This is a genomic window from Streptomyces sp. RPA4-2 (assembly GCF_012273515.2).
Taxonomy (GTDB): domain Bacteria; phylum Actinomycetota; class Actinomycetes; order Streptomycetales; family Streptomycetaceae; genus Streptomyces; species Streptomyces kaempferi.
In genome coordinates this window covers 9,312,508-9,327,767 of record NZ_CP050975.2, presented here as the reverse complement: position 1 = coordinate 9,327,767, position 15,260 = coordinate 9,312,508, and the positions used below count along the sequence as shown (strand labels likewise).

Below are 15,260 nucleotides of genomic sequence, written 5' to 3'. Positions count from 1 at the left end.
CCTTGTTGCTGACACGTCAAGGCTGTGAACGAAATCGGGCAGCAGGCTTTCCGTGGTCGCGGTATGCCTTCAGAAAGTGAAGACGCCTGAGCTGCACGGACCCGGAGTGCCCGTTATGTCCCGCAAGGTCGGTGAACCGCTGAACGCGGCGCGCCGGCTAGCCCCGACAGCGGGATCGGGGCCCTCCGAGGGACCACTGCTCACCGTTGCGATTCCGACGGCGGTGTCATGACCGGCGACCGTGGCCCCGCATGCTGCCCGCAGCGGCCCCGGGTAGCGGCGGTTCCGCGAGGCGCGGCGTACCGCAGCTCCTCGGCTGCTGCGTAGGCGGCAATTCCCCGGTCGGGTCGTGCCGGGCCGGTAGACCGGCCAGCTGGTCCCCGACCGTTGACCGAGGTGCCGTCCCGGGTGCGGAGCAGTGTGATTCCTTCCGTGGGCGGCCATGTCGTCCCGGTACGTGGGAGCGCCCGGACCGCCGCCGAAGACCCGGGCGTGCCCGGGGATGCTTGGGCGGCGGATACCGCGCTTGGACCTGCTTGAGGTCCCCCGTCGGTCGTTGGGATGCCCGTACTTCATGACCGGGTAGTTCGCGTCCTCACCCTCGGTCGGGCAGGCGCTGTGGGCGGACATGCTGATCACGTCCCAGTGCAACCTACCGACGTCGATGCCGAACTCGGCAATCGCCCCCGCCTCGACCGTGCCCGCGATCCGCTGCAGCTCCGGGGCGATCGCGTCCAGAGCCCAGGCAGGGTGGTCGCCGTTCAGCAGACCCGGATCGACGCCGAGCCCTTCCTCCACCACCCCGGTATGAACCCTGTCACCCATCCGCACCAGCGGAGCGGCCGAGGTGAGCCGGTTGGACACCATGGCCTCGATGACCTGGCCGTGCGTCAGAAACGGGCTCGCGCCGACCGGACACACTTCGTCGATGATCCCGGCCAATTGCGAATCGTCGACGGTCCTGGCATGCCGACCGATTCCTTTCGGAGCTGACCCAAGTCTTGATTCCAGAAGGCCGGAATGGCCGGCCTTGAGGACGGAGACCAACATGCCCAAGCTCATCGCGGGAGCATTCGTCACGCTCGACAACGTGGTCCAGGACCCGGGCGGCTTCGGCGAGATCGAACACGGCGGCTGGGCACTGGAGTACTTCGACGACCTCTCGCGCCAACGGGCCACTGACGCTCTGTTGGCGAGCGACACCTTCCTGCTGGGACGGGTGACCTATGAGATCCTCGAGAAGGCCTGGTCGAGCAACACCGGACCGTATGCCGAGGCGATGAACAACCTTCCCAAGGCCGTCGTCACGAGCACGCTGAGCGGTCCGTTGCCCTGGAACGCCACCGCCCTCACCGGTGAAGCGGCGCAGACGGTCGCGAAGCTCAAGCAGGAGCGCGGCGGCAACATCGTCATGTACGGCAGCTTCACCTTGATGCGAACGCTGCTGCAGCACGGCCTGATCGACGAGCTGAACCTCGGCGTCCACCCCGTTGTCGTCGGCGCGGGAAGGCGGCTCTTCGACACCGTGCTGCCGCGCTCGCTGCGATTCGTGGCCGCAACACCGAGTGCGACGGGCGTCGTCACACTCACCTACGCCCCGTGACGGCGAGCGGGATGGCCGATTTCGCAACGGACACGGAACCCTACCGGCGGGAACTGCTGGCGCACTGCTATCGCATCCTCGGATCGGTGGACGACGCCGAGGACGTGGTCCAGGAGACCTATCTGCGTGCCTGGCGTTCGTTCGAGTCGTTCGAAGGCAGATCGTCGGTGCGTAACTGGCTCTACCGGATCGCCACGAACGCGTGCCTCTCCGCGTTGTCCCACCGCAGTAGGCGTTTCCTGCCGTCGGGCCTCGGCGGCCCCGCCGACGACCCCTTGACCCCGCTCGCGGCTGCGGAAGCACCATGGCTGCAACCCGTTCCCGACTCGATGCTCGACCCGGCAGCGATCGTCACGGCGCGCGACAGCCTGCGGATCGCGCTGATCGCCGCCCTCCAGAAGTTGCCCGGCCGCCAACGGGCGGTCTTCATCCTGCGGGACGTCCTGGCGTGGCCGGCGTCGGACGTCGCGCAGGTGATGGGCACCAGCACGGCAGCCGTCAAGAGCACACTGCAGCGTGCTCGTGCGCGACTGGAACATGCGCCCCCCGATGTCGAGAGAGCGGTCGAGCCCGGCGACCTGAGCGCCGTCCTCGCCCAGTACATCGCGGCGGTCGAAGAGGCCGACGGAGCCGCCCTCGAGCAGCTGCTGCGCGTTGATGCCAGGGTCGAGGCGACGCCTTGGCGCACATGGTTCTCCGGGCGTGCCACCTGCGTGCCCTACCTCGTGCAGCAGGTCCTGGGCTCGCCGGGCGACTGGCGATTGCTGCCGACCAGTGCGAACGGCCAGCCCGCGGCCGTCGGCTACCACCGTGGTCGGCCCTACGGCATCCTCGTACTCACCGTGACCTCGACAGGCATCGCGACAATCAACGCGTTCGGGGATCCGGCGCTCGTCAAGCGGTTCGGATTCCCTGCGCACGTGTGACCGCGAAGACCCACTGAGGTTGATTCCCGGGAGTGGACACCGGGTTTCATGTGACGAGTGACAGCGTATGTGACGTGATCAGTTGTTGTTCGAACTCGGCTGGTGTGAGGTGGCCGAGTGCGGAACTGACACAGCCACGCTCCGCCTCCTTCCCTTCCTGCCCCGAGGCAGGCCTGTCGCGGGCAGCGAGCGCGGAGGCCGCTACCGACGCGCAACCGGACCCGACGGCGTCCGATCCCCCGAAGCGCTTCCGCACCATCCGCTCTCCCTCTTTCCTGGAAGGTGGATGCGGGAGCGCAGAGGGGATGCCGAACCCCACACCAGGCCCGCTCATACGCCGTCCTCAGCCGTTTCCTTGCGTCAAGGTGGAAGCATCGGCAACGCCGCGTGCAGGGCTCTGCGCAACAGGTGACGGGGCTGCCCTTGCCGGTCAGACTCCGAGCTTCACCGCGGGGGCCGGCCATGCACGCCGGAGCGAGCAGCGGCTCGACAGCGGGCAGCCCCACCGACGTAGGAGGGGGTAGGACTGGCGCCTGCTCCCCCGAGGCGCTCCCGTACACCTCCCCGCCCCGCCTTTCTCTTTTACAGGCCACAGCGCGATGGTGGTGCGCAGAGGCAAATCCCGCTGCCGTTCAGGGCAGGTACTCGATCAGCCGGTCGACCAGCTCGACTGGGCGCGACAGCGCAACCAGGTGACCGCCGGGAACCTGGTCGATGTCGATCCCGAGGCGGTCGCGGGTCACTCGGCGCTGGAACTCCAAAGGGAAGAACCGGTCCCCGGCCGCGGCAAGTACACGTGTAGCCACGTCCGGCCACCGCTCGATGTCACACGGCTGGCTGAACGCGACGTCGGCCTCAGGCCGCTCGTGCGCCGCGCCGGCAGCAACGACCTCGTCCGGCACGTCGTGAAGGAAGTAGGTGGCCAGGTCGAACTCCGCGGTATACCCGCCTGCTTCGGCTGCCGCGACGCGGGCCTTTGTCGATCCGGTGTTGTCCCACCACTGTCCAGCCGTCTCGCCCGGCAGGGGGATCATCGCGTTGACCAGCACCAGCAGATCCACTTGCACGCGAGCGCAGACCATCGGAGCGGTGAAGCCGCCCATCGACTGGGCCACCAACACGACGTCATCATCGTTGCCGATCGAGGCAACCACCGCGTCGGCGTATTCAGGCAGCCCGACGCACTCGTCGGCGCCGGGCAGGTCGACAGCGACCGCGTCGTGTCCTCTGTCCTGCAACTCGGGCACCACACGATGCCAGTACCAGGCCGCGCCGCCAGCCCCGGGAATCAAGACGAACTTGCTCATCTTTCGCACTCCTCGCTTCGCGCTCAAAGCATGGACCGTCGGGAACGCGGAAAGTCATCGGTGGCGACGTGCCGACAAAGGCTTCATCGACCAGTAAGCGGGGACCAGGACGCGGACGGGGCCATCCCCAGCCGGCCGAGGAAACCTGCGCCGGCCGGCGGTTGACCGGACCTGCATCGCGTGGGTCCGGTCAGCCGCGCCGTTCCGGAGGCGGGCTGTCGAAAAGACCCAGCTCGTCATCGTCGGGCGCCTGGAAGAACTTCACATACTCGTCGAGCAACTCGCGGCTGACTGGAACGGTCCCCGGCCCACCCTCCCGGCTGCGGGCTTCGAGGCGGCGGCACAACTCATCGACCGACGCAGCAAGGTAGTGCAGCTCAACGGGAACCCCGAGTGCACGCGCCGACAGTCGCTTCTCATCCCGCTCGGCGCGCCCCCAGAAGCCGAACTCCAAGATCACAGTCTGCCCGAGCCTCAGCAGATCCTGGGCATGAGTCCAAAACCGCTCCTCAAGCCGGCCACGCATCGGCTCATCGAACAGATCGACACCAAGATCCGCCAGCCACTCGTCCGGACACAGCCGCACCGCTGGAATCTCTCTCGCCAGGCACTTCGCCAGCGTCGTCTTCCCAGAACCGGGCAGCCCGCACAGCAAAATCAGCCTGGGCTCGGGACTCACATCCATCAGGCGCCTCCACAGCACCGCGGCAAGGTCATTCCGGCATGCTTCGACCGCCGCCGGCGGGCCACCCGTCAGGGACTGCGGATCGCGACCTCGACCGAGCGAACCTACCACCGACGCCGCCGACAAGCCTCCATCGGCCGGGTCACCCCCCATGGAATTCGAAACCGTCATAACCACACCGGCCTTCCGGGGTACGTGACCGAACCTGTCACCCGAGTCTGCAACAGACTCGAACTTGGCCTGGCTGAAATGAACTCTTCCAAGCCATGCCAGACACGGCCCCCAGTCCCCAAGTGCGAGAGGATATCCGCAGTTTGCCCCGATAGGGGAGTCAAGACTCGCCTGATGCGACGTCGTATCACTACACCAGGGACAGGCCGGGAATCAGCTTTCAGGCCACGGTAATGATCAATAGCCTGTAAAGATCGACCAGTTGATGCTTCAAGGAGAGCAGCCATGGCCACCGCCCCGGACATCCCCGACATCCTCTCCCCCGCCTTCGCCGAAAACCCATACCCCGCATACACGGTCATGCGAGAACAAGCGCCCCTGATCTGGCACGAGCCTACCCAGAGCTACATAGTTTCGCGCTACGAGGACGTGCAGCGCATCTTCAAGGACCGCGCGGGGCAGTTCACCACCGACAACTACAGCTGGCAGATCGAACCAGTGCACGGCAAGACCATCCTGCAACTGAGCGGCCGTGAGCATGCGGTGCGCCGGGCACTCGTGGCCCCCGCCTTCCGCGGAAGCGACCTACAGCAGAAGTTCCTTCCGGTGATCGAGCGGAACGCACGGGAACTCATCGACAAATTCCGGGACACGGGAAGCGCCGATATCGTCTCAGACTTCGCGACGCGGCTCCCGGTCAACGTCATCGCCGACATGCTCGGCTTGGACAAGGCCGACCACAATCGTTTTCACCGCTGGTACACAACGGTGATCGCCTTCCTCGGCAACCTTTCCGGCGACGCGGAAGTCACCGCGGCCGGCGAGCGCACCCGCGTCGAATTCGCCGAGTATATGATTCCGATCATTCAGCACCGCAGGGAGCATCTGGGCGACGACCTGCTGTCCACACTGTGCGCCGCGGAGGTCGACGGTGTCCGCATGAGCGACGAGGACATCAAGGCCTTCTGCAGCCTGCTGCTCGCGGCCGGGGGTGAGACGACCGACAAGGCGATAGCAAGTATCTTCGCCAACCTCCTGGAAAACCACGAGCAATTGGCAGCGGTGCGGGAGGACCGCTCGCTCATCGACAAGGCTTTCGCCGAGTCCCTGCGGTTCACCCCTCCCGTCCACATGATCATGCGCCAGAGCGCGGTGGACGTCACGCTGTCGGGTGGCACCGTTCCCGCCGGAGCCACCGTGACCTGCCTGATCGGGGCAGCCAACCGCGATCCCGACCGGTACCACGACCCGGACCGCTTCGACATCTTCCGGGACGACCTCACGACGACCACCGCGTTCACCGCCGCGGCCGACCATCTCGCGTTCGCGCTGGGCCGCCACTTCTGCGTCGGGGCACTGCTGGCCCGCGCAGAAGTGGAGATCGGCGTGAACCAACTCCTGGACGCTATGCCCGATGTGCGGGTTGCGGACGGGGCCCGCCCCACCGAACGGGGTGTCTTCACCCGCGGACCCCAGACCCTCCCGGTCCGGTTCACACCCCTCCCAGCGCCGGAACACCAGGGAAGCAGTACCTGAGGTCATACTGCAGGACCGCGGTGAACTCCACTGGCGGGCCGACCAGACCACGCATCCAGATGGACGGGCGCCACTGGAGGGCTTCCGGCTCGGCTCCCCGCACGACGTCGAGCAGTCTCTCCAGCGGCGTCTTGCGGGGTGATGCGGATCTCCTCGGCGGTGCGGTGGAACTGCTCCAGTTGGGCGGGAGCAGGCGCCACCGTCACCGGAGGCGTCTTGCGCATCGTCAACTAGCGTGTTGAGTCGAGCACATGACGATGTGAGCCGTCCGGGAGAGTCGGTCGGTGCACGATGGGACCATGACGGGACGCGCAAGGGTCGTGCTTGGTGCGGTGGCCTTGGTCTGCGGCCTGGCGGCCGTCTGGCTGATCCTGCTGGTCGTCCTCGGAGACCTGGACAGCGCCACTCAGGCAGAGAGCATCATCGGGGTCCTGCTCGGCCTGGCCGGATTCGTGGTGTCCGTGTACGCGCTGTTCCGTCCCTCCGGTGACCAGGCACCGGGCGCGATGGTCGAAGCGCGGGGGTCGCGCTCGATCGCCGCGGGAGGGCACATCGGCCGTGCCGTGACCGGTGACGGCCTCAGCCGGACTACTGCATCCTCCCCGCCGTACCGCCCATCGACCCAGCCCCGCCCGGCCCCGCCTCCGCCGTGCGCGCCTCGGGCGAGCGGGGGATCGCGGCGGGCGGCAGCATCGATGAAGCGGTCACCGGCGACGAAGGGCAGTCATGACATTCAGGTGGGGCGGAAGAGGAACTGGCCCACTCGGCGGACGCGGCTCCTCGTGGGTCCCCGGCGCGGTGGCCTCCGGAAATCGGTCGGTGGCTGCCGGGGGTCACATCGGCGGTGTGACGACGGGCGACAACAGCCCCCTCCATGTGACGATCAACCAGCACCACTACGGCGCCCCGACGCGCTGCTGGAGGTCGCCGACCAACTCGCGCTGGCTATCGGGGCGGAGGGGGAGGCCGAGGCGCAGTTCCGCAGGGTCAACGACTAAAACACCTTGCCGGTGCCGTGGGTGGCGCCGGACGCCTCGCTCTTCGAGGACTGGACGTACGCGGTCTCCGCGTGCGGCGACGGACCCGCCGGGGTGGGGTGCGGGGCCGAGGACTGGGCGGACGACCCCGAGGACCTCGCCGCCACGGACGGCGGAATGCTCCAGCTTCTCGACCGCGTGCCCAGCGGACGGCTGGTGGTGCTCGGCGAGGCCGGCTCCGGCAAGACGGTCCTGCTGGTACGGCTGATGCTCGACGTGCTCGCCCGCCGTCGTACCACCGGACGCGGCCCGGTGCCCGCGCTGCTCTCCCTGGCTTCTTGGAACCCGGCTGCGGAGGACCTCCGGACGTGGTTCCTGGGGCAACTCGCCATCAGCCACCCGGGTCTGTCGGCCAGAGTGCCGGGAGCGAGCGCCGACATGAGCCTGGGACAGGCGCTGCCGGCCCGGCACTTGCTGATGCCGGTACTCGACGGGCTCGACGAGATCCCGCAGTCGGTGCGCGGCCGAGCACTCGACCGCCTCAACGAAGGTCTGCACAGCGGGGACCGGTTGGTGGTGGCGGCTCGGACGGACGACTACCGTCGCGCCGTCCACCCGACGGGAGCCTTGTCGGTCAAGCTCTGTGCCGCGGCCGGTGTCACGCTGGGTGAGCCCAGCCCCGAAGCGGTCAGGCGGTATCTGGAACGTGAGGCGGGCGGCCCGTCGGCGGCGGCCGACCGGTGGGCGCCGGTGCTGGCCCAGCTCGGCCACGCCTCGCCCGTCGGGCGGGCGCTGCGTACGCCGCTGGCAGCCGCCATGGCCAGCGACACCTACAACCCCCGCCCGGGTGAGGGCCTGGGAGCGCTGCCCGATCCCACCGAACTGTGCGACGGGCGCCGCTTTCCCACGCCGGAGGCGGTGACGGCCCACCTGCTGGACGCCACGGTTCTCGTCGGTTACCGGCCGCACCCCGATCGGGCACGACACAGCCGCTGGACGGCGGACGAGGCGAGGCGGTACTTGACGGAGCTGGCGAAGCACCTCGAACAGAACGTGGACGGCAGCACCGACTTCGCCTGGTGGCAGTTGCGTCGCGCGGCCCCGCGCCGACTCTTCGTCTCGGTGTTCGCCGGCACACTGGGCGCGGACTTCGCGGTGGCGGGTTGGCTCTGCACCGGCAGTTGGACGAGTCTGGCGAGCGGCGCCGCCCTGGGTCTGTTCACCGGCTTCGTCGCCGGTGAAGCGGCCGCCGCGGACGCTCGTTCCGGCGCGGCGGTACGTCCCCCCATGGGTCGCCTGCGGTGGCCCGCCGCTCTCACGGTCGGCGGGATCGCTCTGACGGCGATGGCGGCGGGGATCGGGTTCGCGATCGCGGGCTTTACCGGGGTGCTGATGGGCTGCGTGGCGGTCAGCGCGCTGGCGACAGTGGCCGTCTGGCGCGCCTGGGAGTCCGGGGCCGTCGCCGGGGTTCCGGCCGATCTGACCACCGCTGCCGCGCCGGGGGCGTTCCTGGTCCGCGACCGCCGGGTCCTCTGGGCGATGTCCGCGGCGATGGGACTCGGCTGGCTGCTCGCCTTCGGGCTGGCCGGTCTGGCGGTCGGTTCCACCGTTGGGCTAGGTGTCGGGCTGATCTTCGCCGTGCTGTTCGCCAGCGCGGGACTCGCCGAGAGCGCCTGGGGGATGTACGCCGTCACCAAGGGCTGGTTGTGCCTCGCCGGGCGACTGCCCTGGCGCTTCGTGGGCTTCCTGGTGGACGCGCACGAGCACAGGGGGGTGCTGAGGCGGGTGGGCGGCGTCTACCAGTTCCGCCACGCCCAGTTGCAGAAACATCTCGCCACCCACCGCTGAGCGCTGGTCGACTAGCAGGACTCCGTTAAGTTGTTGTGGCTCTTGGGCTCTGGCTGGTGGGGGATGTTCTGGGCAGGGGGCGGTGGCAGGTGGTGCAGGTGCCGGTCCAGCAGTTCAGCAGGTCTTGGATGGCGTCGAGGATCTGGTAGAGGGTGAGTCCCCTGTGCTGCTCATTGCCGTCCGGCAGCCGCTCCGCCATCGGCTGGATCGACTTACGCCGCCCGTCCAGCATCAGCCCCCGCAGAGAGCAGTCACCCTTCGCCCGCTGATCCTTACGCGGCACCGCCGCGAACACATCCGCCACAAATAACGCCAACTGCGCCCGAGCCCGCTCTACTTCATGTGCGTCCACACCCCCACCATGCCCCCGAACAGGGCCGCGACACAGACCTAACGGAGCCCTACTAGCGCTTCAGTTGGAGGCTCGCCGGCTACGCGATCTCCAGGACCACAGCGGGAAGCGCGGCCTCCAGGACTTGCCTGCGTGGCAGGGAAAGGCCGAAGTATCGTTCGATGATCTCCAGTGTGGTGCGGTGCACTTCGCGGCGAGGCATGTTGGCGTCTGGCAGGCCGGCAGCAGCCAGCATCTCCTCGACGCCTACCGCCACCTCACGGTCACCGTTCACGCCGTCGTATCCCCATGAACGGTCCAGGTGGAGATTGAAAGCACACATGAGACGATCATCATGGAGATAGGAGAACTGAGGCGGTACCGGCTTGCCGTTCTCCTCTTCGAATTCCAGCTGGAAGACGTGTGCACCATCCCGAGAAACAGGCGGCTGCGGGCCGAACTCCGCCTGCCAGCCACCGTACTTGACCACGAAGACCCATTCGCCGATCTCTCCATAACGCAGACCTATCACGGGGTAGGGGTCCCAGGGGCCGTCCTCCACGACATCGATCAGGTCCTTGCTGGTGAGATGGGCCAGACTACGCGCCGTGCGCGTCGGCCCGAACACTGTCGCGGTCAGCCGAGACACCAGCTCTTCGGCGTCCAACCCTCGACCGAGCACCACGCTGTAGCCACCGAAGGCGATCGACTGGGGAGCAGCAAGCCATGCAATTCCGTCGGTCATAGTGATCATCGTGACGCACTTTTGCCGGGCGTGTCACGAGGCCCCACAGCCACCCTCCTCCGGTCAAGCTATTGCGACCCGACGCGCTCACTCGCCAACTGAAGTACGTCGCCATATCCGAAACGGACATGAACTCGCGAACCGCCCTCCGAGCAGGGCGGCTTCAAGTTCCCGGTAGGAGCGGGCTGTCGGTGATGCCCCAGATCCAGAGGGCGTGTTCGGGTGCGTCCCGGATCGCTCGGGTGGTCTTGGCGATGTTGTCGGCTCCCAGCAGTCGCAGCCTGCCGATGGCCAGGTTCCGCAAGGCGGCCATCGCCCGCGGCGCGTTGCCGGTGTGGACGGTGGAGGCGTCCTCGGCGAAGACCACATCTCTGACGTGGTGGCTGGAATTTTCGATTCCCCAGTGCCCGCGCACGTATCCGCCCAGGTCAGCGGGGCTGGCCTGGTGGGTATCGAGGCTGGTGACGGCGTAGACCGTCTCTCTGGTCTGCCGCCTGCCGCTCTCCTGGCGGCGCCGGTGGATGCGCAAGGCCAGCCGCGCTTCCGGGAAGGCGATCCCGCCCAGGTTCGCCGCGATGGCCATGGTCTTGACCGAGCGGGACTCCCGCCGCCCGTGCCCGGATTCGGAAACGGTGTGCGCCACGGGTACCTGCTCCCATGGCAGGGCCTTGACCTGGGCCGACGCGGTCGGCTGGTTTCCCTTGATCACCGCGATGTAGTGGGCTTTCTTCTCCTGCACCAGCCAGCGCACCTGATCCTTGACGCTGTGCAGGGCGTCGAAGGTGACCACGGCGCCGGCCAGATTGAGTGGTTCCAGCAGCGGGCGGAAGGCGGCGGTCTCGTTGGTCTTGGCCCCCACCTCCCGCTGGGCCAGGGTGACGGTGGGGGCGTGGGTGACGGCGGACAGCAGGTGCCGGTGGCGCTGCTGTCGGTGCGCGGAGCCGGACAGCGCCTTGCCGTCCACCGCGATCGCCGGCCGCGGCGCCGAGCCGGTGACGTCGACGGCGGTGTGGTCGTGTTCGGCCAGGTAGGCGCCGATCGCGGCGTCCAGGGCATCGCCGTCGAGGGCGGCCAGGAGCCGGGTGAGGGTGGCGTGGGACGGGGCGCGGCGACGTCCGGGCAGGTGGCGGCGGATGCCGAGCAGCTCCAGCACCGTGGTGGTGGCGCGCTGTCCCCACTCGGTGATCTCGGTGATGGTTCGGGCGCCGGAGACGACTGCGCAGGCACAGATCAGCAGCAAGCCGACCAGGGGATACCACCGCCCGCGACGCGAACGCGGGTCCGGTACGCGCCGGAGGTGGACGCGCAGGCGGCCGGTGTCGTGCTGGTGAAGAGGCCTCAGTTTCGCCAGGGCGGCAGGGATCGGGGAAGATGGAGCAGCAGGCACGGGACCTCGATGTGATCAGCTGGCGTAGACACCCTGATGATCACCGGTCTCGTGCCTGTGCTGTTGCCACGTCAACTCCCGCTGGGCGCGGACGATCTACACGATCCCGGAACTTGCAACCGCCCTGCCCTCCGAGGGGGCGGTAAGTGACTCGATGCCCGTTTCGGGGGTTGCGTTGGGTGAGGCGAGCTGGTCGCGGAGGCGGGGGCCCTATGGCTGGTCCTGAGTGAACAATCCGGGTTCGGTCTCGGTGAGGATGCCGCGGGCGACGAGGCGCTTGAGCTTGGAGTGGGCGCCTTCGACGTTCTTCGGCAGTAGTCCGAGTTAAAGGGCTTCACACAGGTCACGGGCTCGCAGGGACGGTTTCCTGTCTGCGACGACCGCCAGGCGCTGGAGGTAGAGGGGTGCCCATGCAAGGCCGGTTCAAATTTGCCCGGGGAGTCGTCGCCGTCGAGATCGTCGGCCACGGCGGTGGCGGTCGCGAGGGTGATGCGGACGTGGTCGAGTTCCCGTCTAAAAGACCGTCAATTTGTTCCGTCTCTATGGAACGATCACCGGCATGGAGATCCTTCGGTATGTGTTCCTTGTCTTCCACCTCTTCGGGTTCGCCGCACTCCTGGGTGGCCTCTTCTTCCAGCTGCGAGGGAAGGACCCGGTGACTGGCAGCTACATGCTGAGCAGCGCGGTCGTCCAGCTGGTCACCGGTGCGGGACTCATCTGGACCCGAATATCCCTGGACCTGCCGGTGGTTCACGCGAAGATGGGGGTGAAACTGGCATTGGACGTCCTGGTGGCGGTGACCGCGCTGGTGGGCATGCGCAACAAGCAACCGTGGGCCTTCTATGCTGTGGGGGCGTTCACGGCGGCCGCAGCCATCGTGGCCGTCGCGTGGAATTAGTTCCCCAACGGGCCCGGGTGGCTACGGCCGTGGCTGGGTGAACAATCCCTGCTCGGGCTCGATCAGGATCCCGCGTTCGACCAGCCGCTGGAGCTTCGTCCGGACGTTGTTGACGTTGCTGGGCTGCGATCTCCAGGTCCATCGCCTCGCAGACCGCCCGGGCCCGCAGCGGGGCGTCGGCCGCGGCGAGCACCGCCATGATCTGCCGGTAGGCCAGATGGTCCGGCAGCTTCGCGGCCGGCGGCGTCGGCGGGGACGGATCAGGCAGCGCTAGCAGGGTCTTGCGGGTGATGCGGATCTCCTGGGCGACCTGGTGGAACTCCTCCAATTGCGCGGTGAGTTCCGCGATGCGTCTCCGCGCGGCCTCGGACCGCGCGGCGATCTCGTGTTCTTGGTCCTCCAACTGTGCCAGCACCGCTCCCAAGGTCAGCTCGTTGCCGCTCACGCGCCGCGCCAGGTAGGGGTGGAGGTCGCGGTGAGCATCCGGGCCATCCGGTCGCTTATGGCCCAGTACGCCCTCGACTCGGCGGAGGCGGGCCGGTGCTCGTAGTCCCGTACCAGCCTGCGGTGCAGCATCATGATCCCGTTCACTTGCTCCACCACCCACCTCTTGGGCTGCGGGACGAACCCGCTGGTTCCCGGGTTGCGGTCGACGACTTCGACGTCGATGTCCAGGTTGGCGCCGTCCAGGACCACCTGGTTCTTGAAGCCCTGGTCGACCAGTGCCTTGCGGACGCTGTCGCCGGCGTGCTCGGCGACCTGGTCCGGCAGCATGATGCCCGCGGTGTTGTCGTGCGTGCTCGCGGCGAGGACGACGACCGCGATCACCAGACCGAGAACATCAACTGCCAGGCCGCGCCGGCGGCCTGGGACTTTTCTTGCCGCGTCCCTGCCGGTGGCGCCGGCGGGCACCCCGACGGCCGCGTGCAGGCTCTGGGGGTCGAGCACCACCAGGCTCGGGTCAGCCTTGTGCCCCCGGCTCTCGCGAACCTGCCAGCGCAGCAGGTCGTGGATGGTCTGGCCGGTGCCCTCATCGCGCCACTTGCAGAAGTAGTACTTCACCGCGCCGACCGGGGGCAGGTAGGTTCAGCATCACTCCGTCAGCGGCCACCAGGGCGCCTATGAGATGCGGGAGATCGTCGACGCCCTGCTCTACCAGTCCCGTACCGGCTGCCAGTGGGACTACCTCCCCCCACGATAAGTCCGTCTTGTAGGGCTGGCGGTCGCTCACGAAGAACACTCCAGCACGACAGGACTCCCCGATCAGTCCCGATACCCCTGAGCCACACGTTTCAGCGACAACCAACATGACATCACGTCACATACCACCCTCTGAAGCCCTAGTGTCCTGCGCCGGAGATCCGTCGGCAGATGCGGGCGAGGGAGTCGAGGATTTCCTCGGCGGTCTTGGTCCAGATGAACGGCTTGGGGTCTTCGTTCCAGTCTTTGACCCACGCTCGGATGTCGGCTTCAAGGGCCTGGATGTTCTTGTGTGCGCCACGGCGGATCATCTGGTGGGCCAGGTAGCCGAACCACCGCTCGACCTGGTTGATCCAGGAGGAGCCGGTCGGAGTGAAGTGCAGCTCGAACCGCGGGTGTTTAGCCAGCCAGGCCTTGATCGCCGGTGTTTTGTGGGTGCCGTAGTTGTCTACGATCAGGTGGACCTGCAGGTGCGCCGGCACCACTTTGTCGATGCGGATCAGGAACTTCTTGAACTCCGCGGCCCGGTGCCGGCGGTGCAGAGCGGTGATGACTTGACCGGTTGCGACGTCGAAGGCGGCGAACAAGGTGGTCAGGCCGTTACGGACGTAGTCGTGGGTGCGCCGCTCGGGCATGCCCGGCATTATCGGCAGCACGGGCTGGGAGCGGTCCAGGGCCTGGATCTGCGACTTCTCGTCCACCGAGAGCACCACTGCGCCCTCGGGCGGGTTGAAATAGAGGCCGACGACGTCGTAGACCTTCTCGATGAACAACGGGTCTGTCGACAGCTTGAAGGTGTCGCTCAGGTGCGGTTTGAGCTGGAACTGCCGCCAGATCCGGCCGACCGTGGACTTCGACAGACCACTGTGCTCCGCCATCGATTTCCTAGACCAGTGGGTGGCGTTCTTCGGCAGTTGTTCCAGCGTGGTGACCACGACCTCTTCCACCTGATCGACGCTGATGGTGGGCGGCCGGCCCGGCCTCGGCTCGTCGGCCAGCCCCTCCAGCCGTTCGGCGAGGAAGCGGCGCCGCCACTTGCGGACGGTGTCCGCTGTCACCCGCAGATCCCGGGCGACCGCGACAATCGGCGGCACTCCCGGCCCCGCGCACGCCAGCACGATCCGCGCCCGCAAGGCCAGGGCCTGGGCAGATGTCGCCCGACGCGTCCACCGCTCCAACACCGCCCGCTCGTCATCAGACAGCAGCAACGGTTCGAGTTTTGGGCCACGACGAGGAACTGACACACCAGCAGCAGAGGTCATGCACTTTCTAACGATCAACTACTGGCGCAGGACACTAGTCGACCAGCCGCTGGAGGACACGTACAGACGCACCGACGGGGTCCCCGCCCTCGGCCGCGTCCGGTGAAATCCGCAGGTCCTGAACCAGGATGTCGGTGTCGTCGTTGTGGGTGTCCATGCCGACCATTTCCACCACGGCCCGCACAGCCAGCGGGTGGGCGTACACGTTCATCAGCTCCGCCTCGCCACTGCCCGTGAACGCGTCGATGAGGTGGTCGGCGGTGCGCCGGCAGTTGATGGCCGGACTGCAGCACACAGACGGTGGCCAGTTGGGCCGACGAGAGACCCGGACGCCCGTCACACGGATACCAGCCGGCGAAAGTCCTCGTCGTGCCACAACCCGTC

14 protein-coding genes and 2 pseudogenes are annotated in these 15,260 nt (G+C 67.5%); 6 read left to right on the top strand and 10 right to left on the bottom strand.

Annotated features, from left to right (window positions below):
* Positions 1 to 69 precede the first annotated feature (69 nt).
* Entirely contained in the window at positions 70 to 1,050 is a 981-nt protein-coding gene (locus tag HEP85_RS41195) for a hypothetical protein (RefSeq protein WP_369658057.1), read from the bottom strand.
* Here HEP85_RS41195 and HEP85_RS41190 point away from each other — a divergent pair.
* Both HEP85_RS41190 and HEP85_RS41185 read left to right on the top strand, forming a co-directional pair.
* Positions 1,049 to 1,603 (top strand): dihydrofolate reductase family protein, encoded by a 555-nt coding sequence (locus HEP85_RS41190; RefSeq protein WP_168532375.1) that lies wholly within the window; start codon positions 1,049 to 1,051, stop codon positions 1,601 to 1,603. The genes HEP85_RS41195 and HEP85_RS41190 overlap by 2 nt on opposite strands.
* On the top strand, positions 1,600 to 2,529 hold the full coding sequence (locus HEP85_RS41185; RefSeq protein ID WP_248002369.1) for an RNA polymerase subunit sigma-70: 930 nt from the start codon (positions 1,600 to 1,602) through the stop codon (positions 2,527 to 2,529). The genes HEP85_RS41190 and HEP85_RS41185 overlap by 4 nt, the downstream gene beginning before the upstream one ends.
* Positions 2,530 to 3,161: 632 nt before the next feature.
* Here HEP85_RS41185 and HEP85_RS41180 read toward each other — a convergent pair.
* Together HEP85_RS41180 and HEP85_RS41175 are read right to left on the bottom strand one after the other, a co-directional pair.
* A complete protein-coding gene (locus HEP85_RS41180) occupies positions 3,162 to 3,836 on the bottom strand; it encodes an alpha/beta fold hydrolase (RefSeq protein ID WP_168532373.1) in 675 nt (224 codons plus the stop codon).
* Between the two features lie 190 nt (positions 3,837 to 4,026).
* The gene (locus tag HEP85_RS41175) at positions 4,027 to 4,521 is read right to left on the bottom strand and encodes an AAA family ATPase (protein WP_369658163.1); all 495 of its coding nucleotides are present in this window, start codon (positions 4,519 to 4,521) and stop codon (positions 4,027 to 4,029) included.
* A 456-nt stretch (positions 4,522 to 4,977) separates the two neighbouring features.
* Here HEP85_RS41175 and HEP85_RS41170 point away from each other — a divergent pair, with 456 nt between their 5' ends.
* Together HEP85_RS41170 and HEP85_RS41165 are read left to right on the top strand one after the other, a co-directional pair.
* Entirely contained in the window at positions 4,978 to 6,228 is a 1,251-nt protein-coding gene (locus HEP85_RS41170; RefSeq protein ID WP_168532371.1) for a cytochrome P450, read from the top strand.
* Between the two features lie 1,010 nt (positions 6,229 to 7,238).
* Positions 7,239 to 9,053 (top strand): NACHT domain-containing protein, encoded by a 1,815-nt coding sequence (locus tag HEP85_RS41165; protein WP_168532369.1) that lies wholly within the window; start codon positions 7,239 to 7,241, stop codon positions 9,051 to 9,053.
* 163 nt (positions 9,054 to 9,216) lie between these two features.
* Here the strand turns inward: HEP85_RS41165 and HEP85_RS41160 are convergent.
* The 3 genes and pseudogenes from HEP85_RS41160 to HEP85_RS41150 form a co-directional block, all read right to left on the bottom strand.
* Positions 9,217 to 9,405, bottom strand: a pseudogene (locus HEP85_RS41160) (transposase); the annotation flags it as partial.
* A gap of 79 nt (positions 9,406 to 9,484) precedes the next feature.
* The gene (locus HEP85_RS41155) at positions 9,485 to 10,129 is read right to left on the bottom strand and encodes a hypothetical protein (RefSeq protein WP_168532367.1); all 645 of its coding nucleotides are present in this window, start codon (positions 10,127 to 10,129) and stop codon (positions 9,485 to 9,487) included.
* A 163-nt stretch (positions 10,130 to 10,292) separates the two neighbouring features.
* Positions 10,293 to 11,438 carry an ISAs1 family transposase gene (locus HEP85_RS41150; protein WP_282189925.1) on the bottom strand — a complete coding sequence of 382 codons (1,146 nt, stop codon included), beginning with the start codon at positions 11,436 to 11,438 and terminating at the stop codon, positions 10,293 to 10,295.
* Between the two features lie 637 nt (positions 11,439 to 12,075).
* Between HEP85_RS41150 and HEP85_RS41145 the strand changes: the two genes are divergently transcribed.
* On the top strand, positions 12,076 to 12,414 hold the full coding sequence (locus tag HEP85_RS41145) for a hypothetical protein (protein WP_168532365.1): 339 nt from the start codon (positions 12,076 to 12,078) through the stop codon (positions 12,412 to 12,414).
* Here HEP85_RS41145 and HEP85_RS41140 read toward each other — a convergent pair.
* Positions 12,374 to 12,859 (bottom strand): hypothetical protein, encoded by a 486-nt coding sequence (locus HEP85_RS41140; RefSeq protein ID WP_248002366.1) that lies wholly within the window; start codon positions 12,857 to 12,859, stop codon positions 12,374 to 12,376. The genes HEP85_RS41145 and HEP85_RS41140 overlap by 41 nt on opposite strands.
* Positions 12,856 to 13,476, bottom strand: a complete 621-nt coding sequence (locus HEP85_RS41135) for a transposase (protein WP_168532363.1) — start codon at positions 13,474 to 13,476, stop codon at positions 12,856 to 12,858. Before HEP85_RS41135 ends, HEP85_RS41140 begins: the two co-directional genes overlap by 4 nt.
* A 25-nt stretch (positions 13,477 to 13,501) precedes the next feature.
* Between HEP85_RS41135 and HEP85_RS41130 the strand changes: the two are divergent.
* Positions 13,502 to 13,606: pseudogene (locus HEP85_RS41130) on the top strand (transposase); the annotation flags it as partial.
* 148 nt (positions 13,607 to 13,754) lie between these two features.
* Here the strand turns inward: HEP85_RS41130 and HEP85_RS41125 are convergent.
* The gene (locus HEP85_RS41125; RefSeq protein WP_168532218.1) at positions 13,755 to 14,876 is read right to left on the bottom strand and encodes an IS630 family transposase; all 1,122 of its coding nucleotides are present in this window, start codon (positions 14,874 to 14,876) and stop codon (positions 13,755 to 13,757) included.
* Between the two features lie 34 nt (positions 14,877 to 14,910).
* Entirely contained in the window at positions 14,911 to 15,171 is a 261-nt protein-coding gene (locus HEP85_RS41120; RefSeq protein WP_168532359.1) for a hypothetical protein, read from the bottom strand.
* Positions 15,172 to 15,260: the final 89 nt, after the last annotated feature.